21 protein-coding genes are annotated in these 24,811 nt (G+C 49.6%); 19 read left to right on the top strand and 2 right to left on the bottom strand.

Annotated features, from left to right (window positions below; all coding sequences use genetic code 11):
- The first annotated feature begins 139 nt into the window (after positions 1 to 139).
- The 13 genes from smc to ACQ76X_RS19535 all read left to right on the top strand — a co-directional run bounded on the left by smc (position 140) and on the right by ACQ76X_RS19535 (position 16,845).
- Positions 140 to 3,709 (top strand): chromosome segregation protein SMC, encoded by a 3,570-nt coding sequence (smc, locus tag ACQ76X_RS19595; RefSeq protein ID WP_438495538.1) that lies wholly within the window; start codon positions 140 to 142, stop codon positions 3,707 to 3,709.
- Positions 3,710 to 3,776: 67 nt separating this feature from the next.
- The gene (gene ftsY / locus ACQ76X_RS19590) at positions 3,777 to 4,775 is read left to right on the top strand and encodes a signal recognition particle-docking protein FtsY (RefSeq protein ID WP_038591243.1); all 999 of its coding nucleotides are present in this window, start codon (positions 3,777 to 3,779) and stop codon (positions 4,773 to 4,775) included.
- 485 nt (positions 4,776 to 5,260) lie between these two features.
- Positions 5,261 to 6,724 carry a circularly permuted type 2 ATP-grasp protein gene (locus tag ACQ76X_RS19585; protein ID WP_438495537.1) on the top strand — a complete coding sequence of 488 codons (1,464 nt, stop codon included), beginning with the start codon at positions 5,261 to 5,263 and terminating at the stop codon, positions 6,722 to 6,724.
- Between the two features lie 67 nt (positions 6,725 to 6,791).
- Positions 6,792 to 7,745 carry an alpha-E domain-containing protein gene (locus ACQ76X_RS19580; protein WP_076109245.1) on the top strand — a complete coding sequence of 318 codons (954 nt, stop codon included), beginning with the start codon at positions 6,792 to 6,794 and terminating at the stop codon, positions 7,743 to 7,745.
- Positions 7,742 to 8,608 (top strand): transglutaminase family protein, encoded by an 867-nt coding sequence (locus ACQ76X_RS19575; RefSeq protein WP_038591251.1) that lies wholly within the window; start codon positions 7,742 to 7,744, stop codon positions 8,606 to 8,608. The genes ACQ76X_RS19580 and ACQ76X_RS19575 overlap by 4 nt, the downstream gene beginning before the upstream one ends.
- A gap of 206 nt (positions 8,609 to 8,814) precedes the next feature.
- Positions 8,815 to 9,624, top strand: coding sequence for an SDR family oxidoreductase (locus ACQ76X_RS19570; protein WP_438495536.1), 810 nt, complete (start codon positions 8,815 to 8,817; stop codon positions 9,622 to 9,624).
- Between the two features lie 374 nt (positions 9,625 to 9,998).
- A complete protein-coding gene (locus ACQ76X_RS19565) occupies positions 9,999 to 10,343 on the top strand; it encodes a DUF1801 domain-containing protein (protein WP_438495535.1) in 345 nt (114 codons plus the stop codon).
- A 137-nt stretch (positions 10,344 to 10,480) separates the two neighbouring features.
- The gene (locus ACQ76X_RS19560; RefSeq protein WP_340898591.1) at positions 10,481 to 11,305 is read left to right on the top strand and encodes a DUF2087 domain-containing protein; all 825 of its coding nucleotides are present in this window, start codon (positions 10,481 to 10,483) and stop codon (positions 11,303 to 11,305) included.
- Positions 11,306 to 11,354: 49 nt separating this feature from the next.
- Complete coding sequence (locus tag ACQ76X_RS19555) at positions 11,355 to 11,738, top strand: GIY-YIG nuclease family protein (protein ID WP_438495534.1); 384 nt, start codon at positions 11,355 to 11,357, stop codon at positions 11,736 to 11,738.
- Positions 11,739 to 11,803: 65 nt separating this feature from the next.
- Positions 11,804 to 12,202 carry a DnaJ family domain-containing protein gene (locus ACQ76X_RS19550; RefSeq protein WP_438495533.1) on the top strand — a complete coding sequence of 133 codons (399 nt, stop codon included), beginning with the start codon at positions 11,804 to 11,806 and terminating at the stop codon, positions 12,200 to 12,202.
- Positions 12,203 to 12,389: 187 nt separating this feature from the next.
- Positions 12,390 to 14,879, top strand: a complete 2,490-nt coding sequence (gene hrpB / locus ACQ76X_RS19545) for an ATP-dependent helicase HrpB (protein ID WP_438495532.1) — start codon at positions 12,390 to 12,392, stop codon at positions 14,877 to 14,879.
- A 381-nt stretch (positions 14,880 to 15,260) separates the two neighbouring features.
- The gene (locus tag ACQ76X_RS19540) at positions 15,261 to 15,836 is read left to right on the top strand and encodes a general stress protein (protein WP_438495531.1); all 576 of its coding nucleotides are present in this window, start codon (positions 15,261 to 15,263) and stop codon (positions 15,834 to 15,836) included.
- 649 nt (positions 15,837 to 16,485) lie between these two features.
- Positions 16,486 to 16,845 carry a helix-turn-helix transcriptional regulator gene (locus ACQ76X_RS19535; RefSeq protein WP_438495530.1) on the top strand — a complete coding sequence of 120 codons (360 nt, stop codon included), beginning with the start codon at positions 16,486 to 16,488 and terminating at the stop codon, positions 16,843 to 16,845.
- Between the two features lie 2 nt (positions 16,846 to 16,847).
- Here ACQ76X_RS19535 and ACQ76X_RS19530 read toward each other — a convergent pair whose 3' ends face one another.
- Positions 16,848 to 17,459, bottom strand: coding sequence for a TraR/DksA C4-type zinc finger protein (locus ACQ76X_RS19530; RefSeq protein ID WP_438495529.1), 612 nt, complete (start codon positions 17,457 to 17,459; stop codon positions 16,848 to 16,850).
- A 186-nt stretch (positions 17,460 to 17,645) separates the two neighbouring features.
- Between ACQ76X_RS19530 and ACQ76X_RS19525 the strand changes: the two genes are divergently transcribed.
- The 6 genes from ACQ76X_RS19525 (at position 17,646) to ACQ76X_RS19500 (ending at position 24,437) form a co-directional block, all read left to right on the top strand.
- Complete coding sequence (locus tag ACQ76X_RS19525) at positions 17,646 to 18,029, top strand: DivIVA domain-containing protein (protein ID WP_076109250.1); 384 nt, start codon at positions 17,646 to 17,648, stop codon at positions 18,027 to 18,029.
- 124 nt (positions 18,030 to 18,153) lie between these two features.
- Complete coding sequence (locus tag ACQ76X_RS19520) at positions 18,154 to 20,901, top strand: CHASE3 domain-containing protein (RefSeq protein ID WP_438495528.1); 2,748 nt, start codon at positions 18,154 to 18,156, stop codon at positions 20,899 to 20,901.
- A 210-nt stretch (positions 20,902 to 21,111) separates the two neighbouring features.
- Positions 21,112 to 21,978 carry a PRD domain-containing protein gene (locus ACQ76X_RS19515; protein ID WP_438495527.1) on the top strand — a complete coding sequence of 289 codons (867 nt, stop codon included), beginning with the start codon at positions 21,112 to 21,114 and terminating at the stop codon, positions 21,976 to 21,978.
- A 22-nt stretch (positions 21,979 to 22,000) separates the two neighbouring features.
- Positions 22,001 to 22,510, top strand: a complete 510-nt coding sequence (locus tag ACQ76X_RS19510) for a PTS sugar transporter subunit IIA (protein WP_438495526.1) — start codon at positions 22,001 to 22,003, stop codon at positions 22,508 to 22,510.
- 43 nt (positions 22,511 to 22,553) lie between these two features.
- Positions 22,554 to 24,008, top strand: coding sequence for a PTS transporter subunit EIIC (locus ACQ76X_RS19505; RefSeq protein ID WP_438495525.1), 1,455 nt, complete (start codon positions 22,554 to 22,556; stop codon positions 24,006 to 24,008).
- A gap of 114 nt (positions 24,009 to 24,122) precedes the next feature.
- Positions 24,123 to 24,437: a hypothetical protein gene (locus ACQ76X_RS19500; protein WP_438495524.1), complete on the top strand. Its 315-nt coding sequence runs from the start codon at positions 24,123 to 24,125 to the stop codon at positions 24,435 to 24,437.
- Between the two features lie 133 nt (positions 24,438 to 24,570).
- Here the strand turns inward: ACQ76X_RS19500 and ACQ76X_RS19495 are convergent, their stop codons facing one another.
- On the bottom strand, positions 24,571 to 24,783 hold the full coding sequence (locus ACQ76X_RS19495) for a hypothetical protein (RefSeq protein WP_438495523.1): 213 nt from the start codon (positions 24,781 to 24,783) through the stop codon (positions 24,571 to 24,573).
- Positions 24,784 to 24,811 lie beyond the last annotated feature (28 nt).

The raw sequence follows: 24,811 nt of genomic DNA, 5'->3' as shown, positions 1-24,811 counted from the left end.
AAACACACCCTTACTACACCACTTTTCCTAAAAAGTGTCAATTTAATATCTCACATACAGCCTTTGCGTTCTTCATGAATCAGAGCTATTTTAGGAGTTGAACGCTATGGTATAATGGGTCAGAGGTGATAGGCGAGTTATGTTTTTGAAACGGATTGAATTAGCGGGATTTAAATCATTTGCCGACAAAACGGAAATGGAATTTGTACGCGGCATAACGGCCGTCGTTGGCCCGAACGGCAGCGGCAAAAGCAATATTTCCGACGGCATCCGCTGGGTGCTCGGTGAACAGAGCGCCAAATCGCTGCGCGGCGGCAAGATGGAGGATATCATTTTTGCCGGAAGTGACGCACGCAAAGCCGTGAATTACGGTGAAGTGTCGCTCACGCTGGATAATGAGGATCATGTCCTGCCGCTCGATTTCAGCGAAGTTACAGTAACGCGCCGTGTGCACCGCAGCGGTGAAAGTGAATATTTAATCAATAAGCAGGCCTGCAGGCTGAAGGATATCACAGAGCTGTTTATGGATACCGGCATCGGACGCGAGGCTTATTCGATTATCGGACAAGGCCGGATTGAAGAAATTCTGAGTACGCGTTCCGAGGATCGCCGCGGTATTTTTGAAGAGGCCTCAGGTATTGTTAAGTATAAATCACGCAAAAAAGACGCGGGCCGCAAGCTGGACGAAACCGAGCAGAATCTGCTCCGGATTCATGATTTGATCAGCGAGCTGGAGGATCAGGTAGGCCCGCTCAAGGATCAATCGGAGAAGGCCATCCGCTATAAGGAGCTGCGCGAGCAGCTGAAACAGACGGAAATCTCCGTGTACGTGCACCAGATAGAAGGCATTCATACCGCCTGGAAGGAAGGCAATGCCCGGCTTGAAACGCTGCAGGTCGAACAGCTTGAGCTGTCCACTGTCGTTTCGGCCCATGACGCCAAGCTGGAGAGCGGGCGTTCTGAGCTGCGAGCGCTGGAGGCACAGGTAGAACAGCTGCAGGAACAGCTGCTTCGTTACAGTGAAGCGAATGAGAAAAGCGAAGGTTACGGCGAAGTGCTGAAGGAGCGCAAGCGCAACCTGGAGAACAACCGCGAGCAATTGATGCTTACACTGGGCTCGGTAGGAGAGCGCTCAGAGGGTAGACAGCGCGAGCTGGCAGAGCTGGAGCATAAGCTGCAGCAGTCAAGACAGGCTCTGGAGGAGCTGCGCGCTCAACTGGCAGATGAGGAAGTCCGGCTGGAAGGAGTGGCTGGCGGGATTAGCCAAAGCAAGGAAGAGAAGCTGAAAAGCGCCTTGCTTGAGCTGATGAACCTGATGGCCCAGGCCCGCAACGAAATTCGATACGCGGATCAGCAGAAGGAAGCCTTGGAGCGGCGGATGAGCCGCAGCGTTGAGGAAAGCGGCAAATGGGTCGCGCGGCTCGCGGAGTTGTCTGCTTCGCAGAAGGGTCTGAAGGATACCATCGCTACACTCGGCAAAGAGATTGGAACGCTGCGCGGCGCCTACATCACGGAGAGCGAGCAGACCAGTAAACGCCAGAAGTTGCTGGAGGAAACGCAGAGCGGACTCCGTAAATGGGAACAGAAGCGCGAAGCCCAGGTTTCCCGGCATGAGACGATGAAGGAAATGCAGGACGATTTTGACGGATTTATGCTTGGAGTCAAAGAGGTCCTTAAGGGAGCGCGCAAAGGCCAGCTAAGTGGTGTGCACGGTGCAGTAGCGGAGCTGATCTCCGTGCCGGAACGACTGGAGCTGGCTGTGGAAACAGCGCTAGGCGCATCGCTTCAGCATGTGGTTATGGATAATGAAGCCGTCTCCCGTCAAGCGATTGCCTTTCTGAAGCAGCGCCAGCTGGGACGTGCTACATTTCTGCCGCTGGATGTCATCCGGCCCCGGCAGATTACCGGCAGCGACCGCAGTATGGTGGAAGGTGCGGAAGGTTTTGTCGGCATCGGCAGTGATCTGGTCGGTTATGAGGACAAATACGCAAGCATTGTCGGCAGCTTGCTCGGAAATGTCGTTATTGCAGAAAGTTTGGAACAGGCTAACCGGATCGCCGCCAAATGCCAATACCGCTACCGTGTAGTTACGCTGGAAGGTGATGTTGTCAATGCCGGCGGTTCGATGACCGGGGGCAGCCAGCATAAGAAGAACAACAGCCTGCTGAGCCGTAAACGCCAGCTCGACCAGCTGTTCGGTGAAATTGAAGAAAGCGAACGCCAGATTGTCAAGCTGAAGCAAGGCATTGCCAAACTTCGCGAGGAGCAGGAGAACGCTGCGAAGAAGCTGGAGCAGCTGCGCCATGACGGGGACGAGAAACGTCTGGAGGAGCAACGGGTCTCTGGTGATTTGAAGCAGCTCGAACAGGAACTGCGCCATGTTCAGGAGCAGGTGGATGGTGCGGGTGCGGAGCGCAGCGGCTTTGAGAGTGAAGTCCGCAGTCTGGAAGAGAGCCGCAATCAGGCGGTTGCCGAGCTAGCGCGGCTGGAGAAAGAAGAGAAGGATTCCCATGAGGCCATCCGCAATGCCGAATCGGAGCGCAAAGCAAGTGAAACGGCTAAGGAAGAGCTGCAGGGTAAGCTGACCGGCATGAAGGTAAGTGAGGGTAAGCTGGACCAGGAGATTTTCTCACTGGAGGAACAGCTTAGACGCATGAGGCAAGACGCCGGATCGCAGGATAAAGAGCTGCGCCAGAGCCGAAGTCTGCTTATGACCATCGAGAAGGATCTCGAAGAGAATTCACGCGAAGCGGTCAAACAGAAGGAAGATCTGAACAACTACCGCTTGAAGAAAGAAGAGACGGCCGGTACGCTTGATTTAGCGCGAGCTGAACGGGCGGCGTTAACCCGCAAGCTGGAGCTCGCCGAAGGTGAAACCAAAGACCAGCGGCAGGCTTTAAAGGCCGTGGAGGACAAGCTGCGTTCCACCGAGGTAGCTGTAGGACGGCTTGATGTTGAGCTGGACAACATTCTCCGTAAACTGAGCGATGATTACGAGCTGAGTTATGAACTGGCGAAGCAGCGTTATCCGGTTCCCGAGGATGTGCCGGCCGCACAGCTGGAGGTGCAGCGTCTGAAGCGCAGTATATCTGCGCTTGGCGAAGTGAACCTGGGGGCCATCGAGGAGTATCAGCGCGTGCATGAACGTTATACTTTCCTCAGCGGCCAGAAGGATGATCTGGTGGAGGCCAAAACAACGCTTTACCTTGTCATTCATGAGATGGAAGAAGAGATGTCCAAACGCTTCAAGCAGACCTTCGATGCCATCCGCCGTGAATTCGGCACGGTTTTCTCGAAGCTGTTCGGCGGCGGACGGGCGGACCTCATGCTGCTTGATCCCGAGCATATGCTCGACACAGGCATAGATATTGTCGCCCAGCCTCCCGGCAAGAAACTGCAGAATCTGCAGCTGTTGTCAGGCGGTGAACGCGCATTGACCGCTATGGCACTGCTGTTCGCCATCCTGCAGGTCAAGCCAGTGCCTTTCTGTGTGCTGGATGAGGTGGAAGCGGCACTGGATGAAGCGAACGTAGTCCGCTTTGCCCAGTATCTGCGCGAGTTCTCGGAGCAGACACAGTTTATCGTGGTTACCCACCGCAAAGGAACCATGGAGGAAGCGGATGTGCTGTATGGTGTAACGATGGAAGAAGGCGGCGTATCGAAGCTTGTCTCGGTGAAGCTGGAGGATGAGGAAGCGGAGATTGCCTAAGTGAAAGCATAGTATTTCGAAAATGAACCGGGGAATCTGGTGTCTTAACGATAAGAGGAGGAAGAGCATGAGTTTTTTTAAGAAACTGAAAGAAAGTATTTCCGGTAAAACCGAAACGGTTACCAAACAGTTCCGCGATGGTCTGGAGAAGACCCGCAAGGGTTTTGTTGAGAAGGTATCCGACCTCATCATCCGCCGTAAAAAAATAGATGAAGAGTTTTATGAGGAACTGGAAGAGATTTTAATCGGTGCCGATGTCGGGGTAAATACGGTAATGTCACTTGTTGAAGAGCTTCGGGCTGAAGTGAAGCAGAAACGGATTGAGGATGCCTCGGAGCTGCAGCCGATCCTCTCCCGCAAATTGATGGAGCTGCTGCGCGGTGATGACGACAACAGTCTGAAAGAGAATCCAGACGGAATTACTGTTATTCTGTTCGTCGGCGTAAACGGTGTCGGCAAGACAACAACAATCGGCAAGCTGGCACACCGCTACAAACAGGAGGGTAAAAAGGTTCTTCTCGCCGCAGGCGATACCTTCCGGGCCGGAGCGATTGAGCAGCTTGAGGTCTGGGGCCAACGGGCTGGTGTTGACGTCATCAAGCAGCAGGCGGGCTCTGACCCGGCTGCAGTGATGTTCGATGCGGTGCAGGCAGCCAAACAGCGGAATGTGGATGTGCTGATTTGCGATACGGCGGGAAGACTGCAGAACAAGAGCAACCTGATGGAAGAGCTGAACAAGATCTTCCGGGTCATTCAGCGTGAAATTCCCAGCGCTCCGCATGAGGTGCTGATGGTGCTGGATGCGACTACCGGTCAGAATGCCTTGACGCAGGCGAAACTTTTTGGTGAAAAAAGTGGCGTTACCGGCCTGGTGCTGACCAAGCTGGACGGAACCGCCAAAGGCGGAATTGTTGTGGCGATCCGCCAGGAAATGAATCTGCCGGTGAAGCTGGTTGGACTGGGTGAGAAAATGGAGGATTTGCAGCCATTTGATTCCGGACAGTTCGTCCATGCCCTGTTCGCCGGGATGATCTCTGACGAAGATCAGAAGGAAGCGCAGGAGTAACTCGCCGCAGGCGCTTCAAACGAGGATGAACTATGATTACCATAAAAGCCCTGCAGAACGGTTCCCGTTCTGCAGGGCTTTTGTCATGACTGATTGTGTGAAAAAACAACTGCCACCAGTTTTTTTTGTGGAAAAGCTACCCCCTCTTTAAATAGAAGGAACAGGTGCTTTTATATTTGGATACTTATATTAAAAAAACATTATATGAAAAATTCATAATAGTACTGCTTGTCAACTCAGCTGCATACAATTCAATGTATAATTCACTTTCGTGCTCCCGAAAACTAAACTCATGAGAAAGGAAGCGATTCCACGAATGCTGGATGGGGTGTAAACTCCATTTTGTTGTTATATATATTGACATGAACAATATCATTTACGTATTATGAGAGTAGTATTTAATATTTTAATACTTAATTCTTAAATTACGAACTAGCTTGTCAACAAACTTCACACATTATATTGATCCGAAAGGAGTCGGGCTCATGTCCAAACTTGATCCTTTGCCCGGTCTGTCTCCGTATCCGCTGCAGCATTTCTATGATGAAATGTATGCCGATGAACGGAGCATCCGTCCTCATTACAAACATGTGAACCGCATGTTTTCCGGGATGAGCCCTGAAGAGCTGCAAGGCAAGCAGAAGCTGCTGCAGCGCCGGATGATGGAAGAAGGTATAACCTTTACGCTGTACAACCCGGCACAGGATCATCCGATGGAACGAACGATTCCTTTCGATATGATTCCGCGGATTATCCCCAAGGGGGAATGGGAGAGGCTTGAGGCCGGCATTGTCCAGCGGATCACGGCTTTGAACCTGTTCATCCATGATATTTACCACGAGCAATACATTGTAAAAGACGGGATTGTCCCGCGCCGCATGATTATCTCCAACTGTTATTTCCGGCCGGAGATGGCGGGACTGCGAGTCCCCGGCGGTGCTTATGTCACTACCTCGGGCATTGACCTGATCCGCCATCATGACGGAGAGTATTATGTGCTCGAAGACAACCTGCGTACTCCTTCCGGCTTTTCCTATCTGTTTAAAGGCAGATCACTCATGAATCAGCTTTTCCCCGAATTGTCTTTCGCCAGCTCCATCCGGGATGTGGATCATAGCTTAAACCGTTTTCTGTCTGTACTGCGGAGTTTATCTCCGTCGAGGACCAAAGATCCGGTTATTGCGCTTCTGACCCCGGGAGAATATAACTCCGCTTATTATGAACATGCTTTCCTGGCACAACAGATGGGCATTCATCTTGTAGAAGGCCGTGATCTGGTGGCCCAGGACCACAAAATTTATCTGAAAGAAATGAATGGTCTGCGCCGTGTAGATGTGTTGTACCGCCGTTTGGATGATGATTATATCGATCCGCTGGCGTTCCAGCCCAGCTCCCTGCTTGGTGTCGCCGGACTGATGAATGCTTACAGGGCAGGCAACATTGCCATCGCCAATGCACCGGGAACCGGAGTAGCCGATGACAAAGCCATGTATGTCTATGTTCCAGATATGATCAGGTATTATCTCAATGAAGAGCCGATTCTGGGTAATGTCCCCACCTACCTGTTATCGCGTCCGCAGGAACGCCAGTATGTGCTCGATAATCTTGCGGAGATGGTCGTGAAGGAGACCTCACTCTCCGGCGGTTACGGCATGCTGATTGGAAGCGAAGCTACTAAGGAGGAACTCGTTGATTTCCGGCTCAAGATCCTCGCTGACCCTGCCCGTTACATCGCCCAACCGATTATGTCGCTGTCGAGAGCGCCGGTATTGTCAGGAGGGACAATGGCTCCGCGTCATATTGATCTCCGTGCATTCGTGCTCATGGGTGCGGACCGCAAGCCGCATGTGATTCCCGGAGGGTTAACCCGGGTTGCCATGAAGGAAGGGTCGCTGGTCGTGAATTCTTCACAAGGCGGTGGGGTCAAGGATACCTGGGTCATGGCCTGAGGGAAATGCATATTGCTTCTGGATCATAAAATGCCGAATCACTATGTTAGATGAGGGAGTGGCGAGGATGCTGAATCGTAATGCGGAGGCTTTGTTTTGGATCGGCCGGTATATTGAACGGGCAGAGAATCATGCGCGGCTTATCGATGTGCATTATCATATTCAACAGGAAGAGGACTTCCAGGAGGAAGGACATAAATGGTCGAGGCTGATTGATGCGCTCGGGGTCAGAAATGAATACCTGCGGCAATTTGACAGCTTTTCGGAACAGGATGTATTGTCCTTCATTACGCTGGATCTGGGCAATTCCAATTCTTTATTCTCTTGTGTTCATCAAGCGCGCAACAATCTGCGCACTCTGCGTCAGCATTTGCCAAGCGAGCTGTGGGATATTGCCAACGGTTTTAATCTGTGGCTCGCAGAGCAGTCGGTAGCGGATATTATGCGGGGGCCGCATCATTTCTATCAGCAGGTCAAAGAGCGGGCGGCGATGTTCCTCGGTGCAGAGCAGTCTGTCATGCTGAGGGGAAATGAATGGCATTTTATTGAAAGCGGCCGCTTTCTGGAACGGGCAGAGAACACGACACGGATTCTGCAGGCGGTCACTGTACAGTGCAAGTCTAAGGATATTAACGCAATTTATACCCAGCTTCAGGCGGTGCTGAAATCCGTGAGCGGATATCAATCCTTCCGAAGGTATTATGCAGATGCCATGTCGCCGGAGAGTATTCTGGAGTTCCTCATTGTGAATGCCTCTTTTCCGCGTTCGATCCGCTTTTCATTCCATAAATTGGAGGAGCATTTAGCCAAGCTCGAGCTGGATACTTCTGAGAAGGGCTCCGGGCATGAGAAGGTCATTCGCCAGGCTGGAAAGATCAAAGCGGAGCTGGATTATATGGAGAAAGAAGAAATGTCCGGCGATCTCGTCGAGGATGTGCTGCATTCGCTGATGTTATCATGCCAGAGACTGGGCAAAACGATGGAAGGCGCCTTTTTTCGCCGCGAAGGAGTGCGGGTATGAAAATTCAAATCCATCATACGACCACCTACAGCTATCCCGAGCCGGTTACGGACAGTGTCAATGAAATCAGGCTGACGCCGCGCACGAATTACCGCCAGTCCTGCTACCATCATGAGGTAGAGGTATTTCCCCCCGCCAATTTGCTGACTTACGAGGATTTCTTTGGCAACCGGGTTCATGCTTATTCCGTGAACAAGCCGCATACGGAGATGGTCATCCATACCAAGGCGACCGTAGTGACTTTAGATAAAGCACAGGGTAACGATCTGCCGCATCTTCCGCTGGAAGAGCAGGTAAGACTGCTCAATGATGAGAAATTCCAGAACCGGTATGTTGAGTTCATCTTGCCGACACGTTATACGGAAGTGACTCCTGAGCTGGTTGAATTTGCTTCACAGCATCCCTTTGACGAAGCCGATGATATGTACGAGTGGACCAAAAAGCTGTCTTCGACCATCTACGAGCAATTTACGTATGATCCCGAAGCTACCAGTGTGAACACGACTGTGAAAAAAGCATTAAAGCTGAAGCGCGGCGTCTGCCAGGATTACGCACACTTAATGATTGCGGTCTGCCGCAGTGTCGGTCTGCCTTCCAGATATGTTAGCGGGTATCATTTTGTTGGTGATTTGCAGGGAGCCAATGCCAATTTCGAGCAGGCTTCGCATGCCTGGGTGGAGACGCATATTCCCGGCACGGGCTGGCTTGGTTTTGATCCCACCAATAATGTAGAAGTAAGCTGGCGTTATATCAAACTTGGGCATGGCCGGGATTACAAGGATATTGTACCGGTCAAAGGTGTCTACCGCGGAGTATCGGGCACGCTCACCGTGAAGGTGGATGTCCGTCAGCTGGGAAACTAAATGTACAAAACTAAGCCCCACATTGTGGGGCTTAGTTTTGTATCTGAATGAGACAACCGGGTCATATCCTCTTGTTTTGTGCATCTTTAGTGCAACTTGCTGCTTGGTTTGCACAAATTTTGCATAAGCTGATTATAATCAAGGTCGATTTGGGTAATCTTGAAACAGAGCCACTTGGATGGACGAATCGGAAGGAGAGTGTACATATGAGCCCAAATATAGCTAAAAAGCAGCGTTTTCTTGGAAAAACAGCCATAATCACAGGTGCGGGCTCGGGAATCGGCAGAGCGACGGCGATTCAAATGGCGCGCGAAGGTGCAAATGTAGCCTTGTTTGATCTGGTGAATGAGCGTACTTCGATCCTGGAGCAGAAGCTGAACAAACTCCGCAAGGATTGTGCACTGGCTATTGACGTAGACACCTCGGATGAGGAACGGATGAAAGAAGCAGTACGCAGAACCGTCGAGCATTTCGGAGGTCTTGATATTGTGTTCGCCAATGCTGGAATTAACGGAGCTGTGGGTCCGATTGAGGAACTCAGCCTTAGTGATTGGGAACGCACCATATCGGTCAATCTGACCGGAACCTTCCTGACGCTGAAGTACAGCATTCCCCATCTGAAGGATAAAGGGAAAGGCAGCATCATTATCACCAGCTCGATTAACGGTAACAGCAGATTCGCCAGCTTCGGCTGGTCCCCATACAGCACAACTAAAGCCGGTCAGGTAGCCTTTGCCAAGATGGCGGCACTGGAGCTGGCCAAGTTCAAAATCCGGGTCAATGTAATCTGTCCGGGTGCGATCTCCACCAATATTGATGAGAGCACGGAATTTAATGAGGATATGGAAGCTATCGTGATTCCGATTGAATTTCCGGAAGGGGCACAGCCACTCGCGGATGGACCGGGCAAGCCGGAAAATGTAGCGGATCTGGTTGCTTTCCTAGCCTCGGATGAATCCATTCATATAACGGGTGCGCAGATTGTGATCGACGGAGCAGAATCGCTGTTGTCCTAACCCATAACGCAGCGGGTGATAAATCATCTGCTTCCCAGCAAACAGCCTTAACCGGTGATCAGATCAATGATCAGGGTTGAGGCTGTTTGCTGTGTTTTTCTTGTTGTAAACATACAGGTTATGGTAACATTTCAGCTAAAGGGCCTGGGCTGACCCGGACTCATAAGTATTATATGCTATACAATGGCTCTACCCTGTGGTGCGGGCGCTTTTCCCTAAATATGCGGTTTCACTAAAAGAGATCGGTCTGGCTATGATTCATCTATCAGTCCATGGATCTGACCGTGATATTCTGGAAAGCCGGGAGATTGCCGCCATCGCAAGAGAGCAGTAGGTTAAGCATTAAATAATCTATCACAGAAAAAGGTGATCCTATGAATCAAGAGGTTACAGATTTCATTAACAGTGTCCAACAGCCATGGCAAATTGAGCTGTGTAATCAACTCCGCCAGCTGGTTCATGATTCCATTCCGGAGGTACAGGAGCGTATTCAATACGGCAAACCGCATTTTCTTAAAAACGGCAAGTATGCTGCAGTTATTACCACCGCTAAGGGGTGGGTGACCTTTTCCATCTTCAATGCAGCAGAATTGGAAGCTCCTGACGGATTGTTCGAAGCCGGAAAACCGGAAAGAAGAACAGCCAAACTGCTTGAAGGCAAACCGGTTGATTATGAGCTGCTGGGTGCATTGCTGAAACAAGCCTCGGCTACACTCTAGGGTAGTTCATAAAATCGGATGCTGAACAATAAAAGGAATGAAGCACTGCCGAAAGGTGGTGTTTTTTATTTTTTTCACAAGAACAAAAACTAAACAATCTAATTAGATAGTTGTAAAATAACAAACAAAATGATAATATGTCTATATTAAATAAAGTGGATTGGGTGATTGAGTTGCCGGAAGGAAAGGGTTCAGTCAGTATTTCGGAAAAATTCTGGAATGCCTCGATTGAAGAGTTAAAGCAAGGTTATATTTTTGAGACGCGAGACCGTTCAGGAATCTATACCTGTCTGGTATGCGGTGAGGAATATGAGAAGGGTATTATCTATAAGAATGACAACCATTACTATGAGGCAGAGAAATATGCTGCGCTTCATGTGGCTAATGTTCATGGCACCATGTTTAATTGGCTGCTCGGAATGGATAAGAAACTTATAGGGCTGACGGATCTGCAGAAAGGGCTGCTGCTTGCATTTCATCAGAGCCTCAGTGACGGGGAGGTTGCCAAGGAGCTAGGAATCGGCAGTACTTCCACAGTGCGGAATCACCGGTTCACACTGCGTGAGAAGGTCAAGCAAGCCAAATTGTTTCTTGCCGTCATGGAGCTTGCTGAGGAGAAACCGGGTGTTTCTTCACCATTTGTAAGTATCCCGCGCTCCACTTCCATGGTCGATGAACGTTTTGCTATTACGGAAGAGGAGAATGCCGAGATCCTTGGGACTTATTTTAAGGAGGGACTGGATGGCCCGTTATCCGAATTTCCCAAGAAGCAGAAGCGGAAAGCCGCCATTCTTCGCCAGCTGATTAAGAGGTTTGCCGCCGGCCGCAAATACAGTGAGAAAGAGGTTAACGCCATTCTGGGTGAAGCCTTCCCCGATCATGTCACACTGCGGCGCTATCTGATTGATTATGGCTTGCTGGACCGCGAGGATGACGGCAGCAGCTACTGGGTTAAATTATAGAGCCTGTGGACCGGGACAGAGCTTATTATTGAAGGAGAGATCAGGAATAATGGAAAAAGCAAAACGCAAAGAACTGGCCTATGATTATGCCCACTCTCATCGGCCGATGGGTGTATACCGGATTGTGAATACGAAGAACGATAAGTCTTTTGTAGGCAGCAGCCTTAACCTGGAAGGCGTATGGAACAAGCATAAATTTATGCTCGATATTAATAGCCATGACAATAAATCGCTGATGGCCGACTGGGTAGAGTACGGAGAAGAGGCCTTCCGTTTTGAGATTCTGGAACAAATCAAACCGGAGGAGGATTTTGTGGCATCCGTGTCCGAGCTGGCCAAGTACAGAAAGCAGCTTCCCGACCTGGAGAGCAAATGGATGGATCAGCTGTCTCCCTACGGAGACCGCGGTTATCATAAACCCAAGCAGAAATGAAATGACATAGCGGCTGTGATAAAATAAGAAGCAAAACGGGTTCTGAACACAAGGAGCGGTACGATATGGGCATGCTGTCATGGCTGGCGGAGCAGCGGATTCAGGAAGCGATGCGGAGCGGGGAATTCAAGAATCTTCCCGGGGCTGGAAAGCCGCTGGAGCTGGAGGACTTGTCGGGGGTTCCTGAGGAACTGCGGATGTCATTCAAGATTATGAAAAATGCCGGGTTGCTGCCGGAAGAGATCACACTGCGTAAGGAATGTGTAACCCTTGAGGAACTGCTGGCAGCATGCCGCAACAGCGGAGATTCTGGTTCTGGTGAGCAGAAAACGCTGGAGAACAAGCTCTCCATGAAGCGACTTCGGCTGCAGGAACTGCTGAGGCAGCGTGGGCTGGGGAGCAGCAGTTCCATCCTGGAGTACGGCGATAAAATTTGTCAGAAGCTGCTGAGTGAAGAAGAATAAGTCTGCGCCCGGAAGGGCGGCAGGCTTTTTTTTATCTTTCGGTACATGTGTATCCGACTGTGAGTTCGATGTAACTTTATGAAGCATCTTGAAATTTAGGATCGTTTCGCCCATGATGATTAGGCAGGAAAGATGCAATACGCGCTGCCAATTATACCAAGTTAATCACAGATTATGGAGAGAAAAGATGAAACAGCTTCCTATTATGCAGGTGCTTCCTGACCTGAAATTGATACTGAATAAGAATAAAGCAGCTGTACTTATTGCCGAACCCGGTGCGGGGAAGACGACCGGAACACCCCCGGCTTTTTTGGACGAGCCGTGGATGTCTGGCAAGAGTATTCTTATGCTGGAGCCCAGAAGGCTTGCAGCCCGTTCAGCGGCTGTCTATATGGCGGCCTGCCTTGGAGAGAGTGTGGGACAGACGGTAGGCTACCGGATGCGTATGGACAGCAAGGTTGGCAAAAATACACGGATTGTTGTTGTGACCGAAGGTGTGCTGACGAGAATGCTGCAAAGCGATCCTTCGCTTGGCGATGTTGGACTTATTATTTTTGATGAATTTCATGAGCGCAGTCTTCATGCTGATCTCGGGCTGGCACTGACGCTGGAGGCGCAGTCTGTGCTGCGTGAAGATCTGCGTATTCTCATAATGTCAGCTACACTGGATGGAGAACGGGTGTCGGCGCTGCTTGGCGGAGCGCCGGTAGTGAATTGTCCCGGCCGCACCTATCCGGTGGAGACGATTTATGTTCCGGGATCAGGCACAGCGCAACTGGAGCTTGCTGCGGCTACGGCAGTCCGCCGGGCCCTGGATGAGCAGCCCGGTGATGTACTGGTGTTCCTGCCCGGCGAACGGGAGATCCGCCGTACCGAACGTGAGCTGCAGAGCAGGGCGCTTCCCCAAGGGACGGTGCTGCGGCCGCTGTATGGCCAGCTCCCGCAGGCCATGCAGGATGCGGCAGTGGCTCCAGCCGTGCCGGGTGAGCGCAAGGTTGTATTGGCGACTTCCATCGCCGAAACAAGCTTGACCATCGAAGGGGTGCGCACGGTGATTGACACCGGACAGCGCCGTACGCAGGTATTTTCTCCGCGCACCGGCATGCCGCGGCTGACAACAGTACCGGTCTCGAAGGCATCGGCGGATCAACGGCGCGGCCGGGCAGGGCGGACTGCACCGGGAGTCTGCTACCGGCTGTGGAGCAGCGAGGAGCATCACCGTCTTCCGGATGACAACGTGCCGGAAATCATGGAAACCGACCTGGCGCAGCTCGCGCTGGAGCTGGCGCTGTGGGGCGTGCGCGATCCTGCCGCGCTGTCCTGGCTGGATGCGCCTCCCGCCGCGCCTTACGCGCAGGGTGCTGCGCTGCTGCGCCAGCTCGGCGCGCTGGATGCCGGCGGCGCCATCACGCCGCACGGCCGCAGCATGGCAGCGCTTGGCGCGCACCCGCGTGCCGCGCATATGCTGCTACGCGCGGCAGAGCTTGGCGCTGCGCCGCTCGCCTGCCGGCTGGCGGTGCTGCTGCAGGAGCGGGACCTCTTCAAGGGTCCCGCCGCTGCGGACAGCGACCTCACGCTGCGCGTGGAGGCGCTGTTGAGGTTCGAGCGCTCCGCCGAGTTGGGCGGAGCGGACCCGGCGATCTTGCGCGCGGTGCAGCGCGAGAGCCGGAATCTCCTGGCGCAGCTGCAGGCCGCGCCGGAAGTGCCCCGAGACAGCAGCGGCACAGGGCTGCTGCTGTCGTTCGCCTATCCCGACCGGGTCGGGCAGAAACGCGGCGATGGCGCGTTTCTGCTGGCCGGCGGCCGGGGGGCGGCGATGCGGGAAGGGCAGCCGCTGTCGCGTTCGCCCTATATTGTTGCCGCCGGCGTGGACGACCGCGCCGGGCAGGGACGGATCATGCTGGCCGCAGATCTGCCTGAAGAAGAACTGCTCCGTCATCATGCGGGCAGTTTTACAGAGGAACGGGAGGTCTACTGGGACAAAGAGAGCGGAAGCGTCAAGGCACGCCGGCGCACGCTGCTCGGCGCTCTGGTATTGAAAGAGACCTCGCATGAGCGGCCTACGGCAGAAGAGACGGAGGATGTTCTGCTGGGGGTGATATCCGCAGAAGGTCTGGAGCTATTGCCTTGGGATAAAGGAACAGTGCAGTTGCGGCAGCGGATGGCATTCATGCATGGACTGCGGACGGATTGGCCTGATGTGGCAGATGAAGCCTTGCTTGGCTCGCTGGATGAATGGCTGAGGCCCTTCATCCAGGGCATGCGCAACCTGCGTGATCTTCAGCGTCTTCCCTTAAGCCGGGCGCTTGAAGGAATGCTGGACTGGAACAGCAGACAGAAGCTGGACAAGGAAGCTCCGACACATATCGCGGTGCCCAGCGGATCTCGGATACCGCTGGATTACGGCAATTCGGGTGCGCCTGTGCTGGCAGTAAGACTCCAGGAGATGTTCGGACAGGTAGATACACCGAGAATCGGCATGGGGCAAGTTCCTGTACTGCTGCATCTGCTGTCACCGGCGAGACGGCCGATGCAGGTCACCTCCGATCTGGCGAGCTTTTGGCGCAGTACCTATTTCGAGGTTAAGAAGGATCTCAAAGGCAGATATCCCAAGCATTATTGGCCGGATGATCCGCTGCAGGCGGCGCCTACAAACCGGACCCGTCCGGTTAAATAGGGACGATGAATCGTCCCACACGGATACATCCGGTCAAATAAGAACGATGAATCGTCCCGCACGGATACATCCGGTTAAATAGGGACGATGTATCGTCCCACACGGATACATCCGGTCAAATAAGAACGATGAATCGACCTGCACGGATACATCCGGTCAAATAAGAACGATGAATCGTCCCGCACGGATACATCCGGTGAAATAAGGACGGTGAATCGACCTGCACGGATACATCTTGTTAAACAGGGACGACTGATCGTACGCAGAATAACAAAACTATAAATTTTCAGGGAATTGTGAAGTCTTGTTCCTGTAAACTGTTTGGTTCAGCCGCTAAAGGGTAATAATGTAGCGAACCACAATTACGAAGGAGGGCTTCAAGTGACTAACAAAATTGTAGGAGTTTTCGATACGGAACAAGAAGCGACCAGAGCAATTGAAGGACTTCAAAGTCGAGGAGTCAGCAATGACGAAATCTCAGTAATCACAAGAGACCGCGATGAATTAAAAAGCATTTCTGATGATACAGGTACGATGGCTCCCGAAGGGGTAGCGACAGGCGCGGCTACAGGTGGTGTGGTAGGCGGAATTACCGGGTTGCTCGCAGGAATCGGGGCATTGGCCATTCCGGGGATTGGTCCCATTCTGGCGGCTGGACCTATTGTGGCAACACTCACTGGAGCAGCTATTGGTGCAGGTGCCGGTGGTCTGGTAGGCGGATTGATTGGTCTTGGTATCCCTGAGGATGAAGCCAAGGAATATGAAGGATATGTCGACAGCGGCAAAATTCTTGTTCTCGTAGATGACAACGGCAGGGGCCGGGATATCCACGAGGTATTCAGCGGCAGCCAATCTCTGAATTCCAGTCGTTACAATAACCTTTACAGCGATACTACAGTGGATGGCACCTTGATCAAGAGGGATACAACCGATACTTATAACCGTAACAGATTGTAAATAAAGTTTGATTGCAAGGGGCTTTATCAGTCTCCTTGACCCCATATTGAACTAACAAAAACTGTTCTTCCGCTGGCAAGCCGGAAGAACAGTTTTTTTATTGTATAGAAGATAATGCATTGTGAAAATTGTGGATCACTCGAAAATTTGATGAGGTACAGGCGCGGCTACTTCTGATCGCATAAAAGTGTCAGAAACTGTGTCAGTATGCTGCACAGAAAGCACATTAGAAATCGGCGCGACAGGCATCTGGATGAAATGAGAGGTTCAAGTGCATCTGAATTTGCCGCACCTGGCTAAATGGCGGAATCCAGAAGTTACACAACAATATAGTTCTATTTTAGTCAGGCGGCAGCGCACCATCCATCACAACAACCACTATAACCCTAATTTCAACATATGAAAAATTCACAATAGGAAAATCAAAAAAATCACTCACCCACATTTCAACGAGAATGACCACCATTTTATCTTCACTTATATCTTACAAACAAGGAAAAAGTGGACCCTAAGCAAGCGGGGGCTTCAGGTTGTGAAAATTGGTAAATAGTGTTTTACTAGAGTTATGCAATAGAGTGTTCAATAGAGTTTACTGAAGAGGTTAGAAAGAATGCAGGTATAGTCATTCCACTACAAGGAGGGGTTGCCGATGGCATTTATGATTGCCCAGCGGGCTTTTATTAAAGTATATCTGATTACGATGGTAGAACAGCACAAGGGATACGGTTATCAAATGCTGGAGGATTTGCGGAGAGATTTCAAAGCATATGGCTATTCTCCTCCCCAAAGTGAAATCTACCGTGCGCTCCATGAACTGGTGCAGCAAGGAATACTTTACCGCACTAAGCAGTTGAAGGGAAATGATCCTAAGGTCGATTTTCAGGAAATCGTCTTATATCATTTCACGGCCGATGGGGAGGAAAAAGCCAGGCTCTATAAAAAGCAGGTGAAGACAGACCTTGACCGCTGCCTCGGTATATTAAACAAGGCGGTAGCGGATAATTTCTAAAGTCAGGAATCCTCTTTTTCTACATCCTGCCCGGGAGGTGTGACCGGAGAGCTGGCGCTGCCGTAGTCCTCAACGGAATCCCAGGCCCCGGCATCATCAAATCTTCCGCTATGCTCCTGCCGTCCCTCGCCTGCCCCGGCATCATCAAATCTTCCGCTATGCTCCTGCCGTCCCTCGCCTGCCCCGGCAGGAGGAGGAGTCATTACCTGTTCTTCTACGGGACGGTCACTCGAGAGCTCTCTGCCGGGAGAGTATTCTACGGCATAGGCTGTGTAAGGAATGGCCTCTAAACGTTCATAAGGGATGTTTTGTTTGCTGGCGATGCAGACACCGTAGGTTCCATCCTTCATTCGCTGCAGCGCTGCTTCTATCTCTTCTAATTCTTCTGTAAGAGCTTTGTTAATACCCAAATCTCTGCTTCTTTCGAAGGTCTCTGTGCCTGTATCAGCCGGGTGGTTGTCGACGGAGGAGAGTTCACCGGTTGAGATTTTGAGCGAATCACCGAACAGGCTGTTTTCTTCACCATTACTGGAGAAATGTTGTTCCAATTCTTCCTTGCGCTCTTCTAAAGCCGCTTTAAGCGTGGCCAGCTGCGAGTTACTTAAGTGGCTCATTATGTGATCTTCCTTTCTGCGAAAAGAGTAGTATTGCTGATGTATTCTTACCTTACCCTTTTCGCGAGGAGGGCAATCAGTGAAGCTATGAAATCAGAACTGCAACTTTAGTGATATTTTCAGGTTGCACTCAGCCTGTTATAATGGTTACTGCCGGAGAACACAGATAACTTGGAGGTCACTTAAATGGATGAACATATGAAACGCCGATTGGACAAGCAAAGAAAGCTGTTCAGCCAGCTCGGTATTACACTTGATGCACTGACGATTCATGAGAAGGAATTTGGTATGAAGCTTCGTGGTTATGACGCGGAGGAAGTAGACACTTTTCTGGACAGCGTAATCAAGGATTACGAACGATTTTATGCGACGATTGCCGATTTGATGGATAAGTGGCAGGAACAGCAGATTGAACTGCGCGAAATGAAAGCTGAGACCAAGGCGATTCCAGTCGCTCCTCCGATCGTTAGAGGAATTGATCCGAGAGAGTTGGAGGATGTTATTATCAAACTTGAAAACAATATCCGTCAATTAAAAGATAGACTGCCACAAAGTGAAAGCTACTTGTGACAATAAAAGGATGAATATGAAATATATTCTTACATTTTGCAATCGAGCGACTTGTTCACTACATTACCAATACTTACAATAAAATGGGAGTATATATCGGGATGCAAGATGGAGGTTGAAACCTTTGCCCAAGAAGCAAGCTTGGAGCTTAAAGATCCGTGGCAAAATTGCGGTAGGCTATGTCTTGATTTTATTAATGTTAGGCCTTTTTCTGCTGATCGTATCCAGTAGAATTACCGATCTTGAGAAGGAAACAGTTTTCCTGAGTGATCATGATATAGAAGTGCACGAGCTTACATATCAAATTGAAAAAAATGTCTTGGATATGGAGACCGGACAAAGAGGATATGCGCTTACCGGTGACAATTCCTACCTGGATCCATTTAATAATGGCCTTAGAGATTGGCAGATTAATCTCGCAAAGCTAAAGGGTCTGATTGCTGACAATCCGGACCAGATGCGGAATTTGGGCATTATTAAAGAGAACATTCAATTATGGATTGATCTGGCAGGACAGCAAGTCGTTGATCTAAAGCGGAATGGTGAGGATGAAGCCATAGCTGAGTTTTTCCGCAATGATACCGGCAAATCGGTTATTGACTCGATCCGCTCGCAGTCCGACTATTTTCGGGATAACGAGCGGAATCTAACCAATGAACGGATTTCGAATTTGAAGGAAAGCAATAGCAGACTTCTGATAACCATGTATATTCTATGGACACTGGTTGCGCTGCTCGCGCTCTTGATTACGTATTTAATCTCTGCAAGTATTGTAAATCCGCTGCAGCATGTCATCCTGGCAATTAATGGGATCGCTGGAGGCGGCAATATGTCTGAGCGGATAAAGGTAAAGACCATGGATGAAATCTATGATCTTGGTGAAGCTACCAATAGTCTGCTGGATACAGTGCAGCTGGAACAGTGGAGCAGTGAGCAGCAGACTGCCATGTCCGCAATTCTGCAGGAAGCTACAGATATTTATTTGTTATGCAGGAGTTTTATGAATAAACTGGCAACAACCCTTGAGATGCAGTACGGTGCCATTTATGTTATGGATCATAAGGAACGTTATAAATGTATGTATTCCTATGCCGGTGCTGAGAAAAAAGAATTCCCGTTTGCAGAAGACTCGATCTTACCCGGTGAGGGTCTTGTGGGACAATGTGCAGTAGATAAACGTATAATTATAGTTGAAGATTTGCCGGAGAATTATATCAGCATTAATTCTGCACTGGGCAGAACGGCTCCCCGCTTCGCAGTCATTGCACCGATTATTTTTGAGAATAAAACAGTGGCTGTATTGGAAGTAGCTTCATTGACCCAATGGGCATCGTATCACCATGAGCTTTTGTCCAAGCTTTTGGACATGATGGCGGTTTCCGTGAATTCAGTGATGACCCGTATGGAAATCCAGAAACTGTATCATGATTCCCAGGTCATGAATGAAGAGCTGCAAGTTCAATCGGAAGAACTGCAGGTGCAATCTGAGGAATTGCAGGTGCAGACCGAAGAATTGCAAAATCAAACGAATGAATTGCTCACGGTCAACCGGGAACTGGAGAATCAGAAGGCCGTTGCAGAGAATGCCGCAGTGGAACTGGAACGATATAATGAGCAGCTTGAGTTAAGCTCCCGCTATAAATCGGAATTTCTGGCGAATATGTCGCATGAGCTGCGTACTCCGCTGAATAGTATGCTTATCCTATCCCAACTGCTGGCCGAGAACCGCAATAACAACTTAAGCGAGGAAGAACAAGGTTATGCTTCGGTCATTCACAATTCCGGCAGTGATTTGCTGGTCATGATCAACGATATTCTCGATCTGTCCAAGGTGGAAGCCGGCAAAATGATGGTGGAAATGGATGCGGTCAATCTTACGGAGCTGCCTACATTGCTCAGGGGTTATTTTGGTAAAACCGCCGAACAACAGAAATTGGAGTTTTCTGTGAACATCGGTGCAGAAGTACCGGATCTATTTTATACCGACGAAATGCGGCTGCATCAAATTCTGCGCAATCTGCTCTCCAATGCCTTTAAGTTTACGGAGGAAGGTTCCGTGCAAGTTGACATTACCCGGATCGAAGCTTATTCTGACCCGCAGTATAACCCAACTGAGCCAGTTTTGGCTTTCTCCGTCAAGGATACGGGAATCGGGATTTCGGAAGAGCATCGTGAGCTGATTTTTGAAGCTTTCATGCAGGCAGACGGTTCAACTGTACGCAAATTTGGGGGAACCGGATTGGGTCTGTCAATCTCCCTGCAGCTGGCCAGATTACTGGGTGGGTATATTTCACTGCAAAGCGAGCTGGGCCAAGGCAGCACTTTTACACTATTTCTTCCTTGCCGTTGCCTTGAAGCTGACATGGAGGATGGACTTCAGCCGCCGGGCTCCTGGTCATCCGTTGCGGCGGCACGGGAGCGGGAAGTCACTCAAAAGCCTGAGAAGGCCACTATAACTGTGGACACAAGTTTGTTTGAGAAACAATATGAGATGCTTCAAGGCAGGACTGTGCTGATTGTTGATGATGATCTTCGTAATATTTATGCTCTTAAGCAAGGGCTGGAGCCTTATCAGATGAATATCCTGACGGCACAGTCAGGCTTTGAGTGTTTACAGATTGTCAGGGAACAGGCAAATGTGGATATCGTACTGCTCGATATTATGATGCCGAATCTGGATGGTTATGATACTCTGTCTATCATCCGTGAAGAACTCCTGCTTCCGGATCTGCCGATTATTGCAATTTCAGCTAAAACTATGAAAGAGGACCGTGAGAAGTGCCTGGCGGCGGGCGCAACTGATTTCATAAGTAAACCTGTAGTTATGAAAGACGTGATTACCCGAATGTGCCGATGGATTACGGTTGAATAAGCTTAGGCTTATGAGTTTGCTTGACTTTGAAAAATTACCATTGACGGCGTTATGGACTATGATTTATGATAGGCTCATAAATGATCATTTATATGTAGTTGGCGTGTTACCGTAAAGGGCATGAGCCAAGGATTGTCTTCATTCATTTGAGACGATTCTTGGCTTTTTTTGTTGCCTGTAGCCTGAATATTAGGGGAAGGAGGGGAGAACTTGTCACGGGAAATCGAACAATTTCAAGTACAGCGTATGATAGGGAATAACGTTGTAATGGTCCAGGGAGAAAAGAACGGCAAGGAATATGTCATTATTGGCAAAGGCATCGGTTTTGCGGTGAAAGATGCCGGTGTGATTGAAAGCAACGATCACCGGATCGAAAAGCTGTTTCGCCTGGAAGACCGGGAAGAATGGAGCCAGTATCAAATACTGCTCGAGGACATTGATCCTAAAATAATGAAAATCACCGATGAGATTATCGGAGATATCACCTGTCAGTTTCCCGGCAAGTTAAACGACAAGATTTATTTGGCGCTCCCGAGTCATATCCAGTTTACCATCTACCGTTTGCGCAACGGGATGGATATAATTAATCCTTTTTTACAGGAAACCAAAATGACTTTCCCGAAGGAATTTGAGATCGCTTTCAAAGCGGCAGAAAAAATCAGTGACGAGTTTAAAATACAGATTCCTGAGGACGAAGTAGGATTCCTCACCTATCATGTATACTCCGCTGTGAGCAATGTTCCGGTTGGACAGCTGGTGAAAGCCTCCAATATCGTGAATGAATTGATTGAGATGATCCGGGAAGAGCGGAAGATTACCTTTGAGCACGGCAGTATGAACCATGTCCGGTTGATGATTCATCTGCGGTTTTCGCTGGAACGGATACTGCAGGGATCCTTAATAGATAATCCCTTCGTGAAGCACATTAAGAAGGAGTATAAAGCGGAATATAAGCTGGCGCAGAAACTCGGGAAAGTAATGCAAAGTTCACTGGAAGTGGAAGTTCCTGATGAAGAATTATGTTTCCTGGCGATGCACTTGCACCGGCTATTCCAAACTTTAGAGAAGAACAAATAGCAGCTTGCGAGGAGTGGCGCGGATGTTTTCCAAATGGAAATCCAAAAAAGAAGAGCAGCATACTGAACAGATCATAGAAATTACAGCTCCTATCAGCGGGCAAGCGGTTCCTTTGAACCAGGTCCCTGATGATACCTTTGCCGGCGGACACATGGGCAGCGGAATTGCAATTGAACCTGCTGAGGGGAGGCTTAAGGCTCCGTTTGACGGCAAGATTGCCCATATCGTGAAGTCCAATCACGCATTGATTCTTGAGCATCCGTCCGGATTACAGCTGTTGCTACATATCGGAATCGACACGGTCAGCCTGAAAGGCAACGGATTTGTCAGCCATGTTGCTACCGGAGACAGCGTAAAGGCAGGGCAGACCTTGATTGAGTTTGATCTTGAGGCTATACAGGCGGCAGGACTTGCAACAATCTCACCGGTAATCGTAACGAGTATGGAGGAACATCTACCGGAAGTAGAGAGCCTCTATGGTGCAGTCACAGCGGGTACGAATATCGTTCTACGGGTGGCTTCAAAGCGCTAGCATACTTGAGCAGAACCAATCATGAAACCAAGGGGATGATATTATGTTGGCTTTTTTACAAAAGTTAGGTAAGTCTCTGATGCTTCCGGTCGCGACATTGCCGGCAGCAGGGATTCTGCAAGGGTTAGCTTTGATAAATTACGAAAAAGATTGGCATCTGGGGGCTAATGTAGGCGGATTCCTGAATCAATATGTTGCTCCATTCCTGAATGCTGGCGCGGGTGCCATATTCGGCAATCTCGCTTTAATATTTGCTATCGGTGTGGCCATAGGGTTCGCCGGAGATGCTGTAGCGGCATTGTCTGCGTTGATTTCATACCTGGTACTCACCAAAGTTCTGGCTATCGTACCCTTGCAGTTCTCATTTATCAACGACGATGTTGTTCTGAATATGGGGGTACTCGGGGGTATCTTCGCCGGTGCATGGGCGGCCTTCCTCTATAAAAAATACCACAATATCAAGATGCCGGACTGGCTGGGATTCTTCGCAGGCAAACGTTTTGTTCCGATCGTGACTGCCGGTTCCATGATGGTGCTTGCCATATTCGTAGGTATGATCTGGAGCCCTATACAGGATGTAATCAGTGATTTCGGGAACTGGGTTGTGGGTCTCGGCGCGGTGGGCGCATTTATCTTCGGTACAGCCAACCGCTTGCTGATCCCTATTGGATTACATCACGTACTCAACACCATTGCTTGGTTTCAAATTGGTGACTTTACCAATGCAGCCGGTGAACTGGTACACGGGGACTTGACACGTTTCTTCGCCGGAGACAAAACCGCAGGGATGTTCATGACCGGGTTCTTCCCGATTATGATGTTCGCTCTGCCTGGCGCAGCCTTTGCTTTTATCCATACTGCAAAACCGGAGAAACGCAAACTGGTTGCCTCTATCTTTATTGGTTCAGCGATTGCTTCCTTTTTAACAGGTATTACTGAACCGCTTGAGTTTTCCTTTATGTTCGTTGCTCCGCTCTTATATCTGGTGCATGCCATTTTGACAGGGTTATCATTGGCCCTGATGTACGTCCTTGATGTTAAGATGGGCTTCGGATTCTCCGCAGGTTTGATTGATTCCTTGCTGTACCTGAAGCTTACTACTAATGCATGGATGCTTATCCCGATAGGACTTGCGTTCTTCGTCCTCTATTATGTGCTCTTCGGCTTCATTATAGTGAAATTTAAGCTGAAGACGCCTGGGCGGGAAGATGAGACCGAGGATGAAATCGAAGAAAAGTCCATCGGCGGGGCTTCGGCAGGTGTTTCTTCCCAAGCCGAAAAAATTCTGGAAAACATCGGCGGACCGTCCAACATCCGGAATATTGATGCCTGCATTACACGGCTGCGGTTGATCGTAAACGACGATAAGGCGGTAAAAGATGCTGCGCTTAAACAACTAGGCGCTTCCGGGGTTATGAGACTTGGTCATGGTGCGGTGCAAATCGTATTTGGTCCAAAATCGGAACAGATTAAGGATGATATAAAGAAGCTTATGTAATAAATATTATGTGCGGGCATCTCTGATGTCCGCATTTTTTTGTGATGCACCTCTTGCAATATATACAATACCGAGTATAATACTTGGTATAACGGAATTAAGGAGTCGGTACACATGTCAGTCGATGATTATCTGGATCTTTTAAACTACGCCAAAGCAATTAACGATGGACAGTGGCAGGCTGACATCATTGAGAATTTAAAGAACTACAAGGAAGCTTCCGAAGAGCGGGAAAGAGTGGAGAATGTCCGGGAACTCTGGAACCGGTTTGATCATATAAACCTGATGCTGTTGGAATTGTTCAACAAGTTGAGAGAACATGAGGATGCTGAGGACAGTTACCGGTGGAAAGAGAAGATTTGGGAGCTGAAGATGGAGCGGATTACAGTGGCTAAGCAAATTCAGGAGAGATATATCAAGATCAGATAATAGATGAATTGATACCCTTATTTGATAATACAAAAATAAAAAAATGGCATGCAGTTAGTCTGCTCTGCCAAGACTTGCGAGCTTTACGTTAAGGTGAATTTTGCGGATTCACATTAACAATCTGAAAGATGAATTATTTCGACATTTGCATTCCTTCACGCATCATCGTCATACACATGGTCATCATTTCATCGCAGTCTTGCATTTTCTTCATCATCATGTCCATATCCATGTCCATCATGTTCATTTCAGTCATCTTCTCCATGCACATCTTCATAGTGTTCATCTTGGCCATCATGTCTTCCATGCACATATTCATCATCATTTCCATACACATCTTTTCCATTGTTAACGCCACCTCTCAAATTTATAGT

It is taken from the genome of Paenibacillus sp. IHBB 3054 (assembly GCF_051594305.1).
Taxonomy (GTDB): Bacteria; Bacillota; Bacilli; order Paenibacillales; family Paenibacillaceae; genus Paenibacillus_AQ.
Note: the sequence above shows the minus strand (reverse complement) of the source record. Positions and strands in the feature narration are given on the sequence as shown.

Bases quoted from the DNA above. Each gene is read 5' to 3' on its own strand.
- smc (WP_438495538.1), top strand. From the start codon at position 140: ATGTTTTTGAAACGGATTGAATTAGCGGGATTTAAATCATTTGCCGAC.
- ftsY (WP_038591243.1), top strand. From the start codon at position 3,777: ATGAGTTTTTTTAAGAAACTGAAAGAAAGTATTTCCGGTAAAACCGAA.
- ACQ76X_RS19585 (WP_438495537.1), top strand. From the start codon at position 5,261: ATGTCCAAACTTGATCCTTTGCCCGGTCTGTCTCCGTATCCGCTGCAG.
- ACQ76X_RS19580 (WP_076109245.1), top strand. From the start codon at position 6,792: ATGCTGAATCGTAATGCGGAGGCTTTGTTTTGGATCGGCCGGTATATT.
- ACQ76X_RS19575 (WP_038591251.1), top strand. From the start codon at position 7,742: ATGAAAATTCAAATCCATCATACGACCACCTACAGCTATCCCGAGCCG.
- ACQ76X_RS19570 (WP_438495536.1), top strand. From the start codon at position 8,815: ATGAGCCCAAATATAGCTAAAAAGCAGCGTTTTCTTGGAAAAACAGCC.
- ACQ76X_RS19565 (WP_438495535.1), top strand. From the start codon at position 9,999: ATGAATCAAGAGGTTACAGATTTCATTAACAGTGTCCAACAGCCATGG.
- ACQ76X_RS19560 (WP_340898591.1), top strand. From the start codon at position 10,481: ATGTCTATATTAAATAAAGTGGATTGGGTGATTGAGTTGCCGGAAGGA.
- ACQ76X_RS19555 (WP_438495534.1), top strand. From the start codon at position 11,355: ATGGAAAAAGCAAAACGCAAAGAACTGGCCTATGATTATGCCCACTCT.
- ACQ76X_RS19550 (WP_438495533.1), top strand. From the start codon at position 11,804: ATGGGCATGCTGTCATGGCTGGCGGAGCAGCGGATTCAGGAAGCGATG.
- hrpB (WP_438495532.1), top strand. From the start codon at position 12,390: ATGAAACAGCTTCCTATTATGCAGGTGCTTCCTGACCTGAAATTGATA.
- ACQ76X_RS19535 (WP_438495530.1), top strand. From the start codon at position 16,486: ATGGCATTTATGATTGCCCAGCGGGCTTTTATTAAAGTATATCTGATT.
- ACQ76X_RS19530 (WP_438495529.1), bottom strand. From the start codon at position 17,459: ATGAGCCACTTAAGTAACTCGCAGCTGGCCACGCTTAAAGCGGCTTTA.
- ACQ76X_RS19525 (WP_076109250.1), top strand. From the start codon at position 17,646: ATGGATGAACATATGAAACGCCGATTGGACAAGCAAAGAAAGCTGTTC.
- ACQ76X_RS19510 (WP_438495526.1), top strand. From the start codon at position 22,001: ATGTTTTCCAAATGGAAATCCAAAAAAGAAGAGCAGCATACTGAACAG.
- ACQ76X_RS19505 (WP_438495525.1), top strand. From the start codon at position 22,554: ATGTTGGCTTTTTTACAAAAGTTAGGTAAGTCTCTGATGCTTCCGGTC.
- ACQ76X_RS19500 (WP_438495524.1), top strand. From the start codon at position 24,123: ATGTCAGTCGATGATTATCTGGATCTTTTAAACTACGCCAAAGCAATT.
- ACQ76X_RS19495 (WP_438495523.1), bottom strand. From the start codon at position 24,783: ATGGAAAAGATGTGTATGGAAATGATGATGAATATGTGCATGGAAGAC.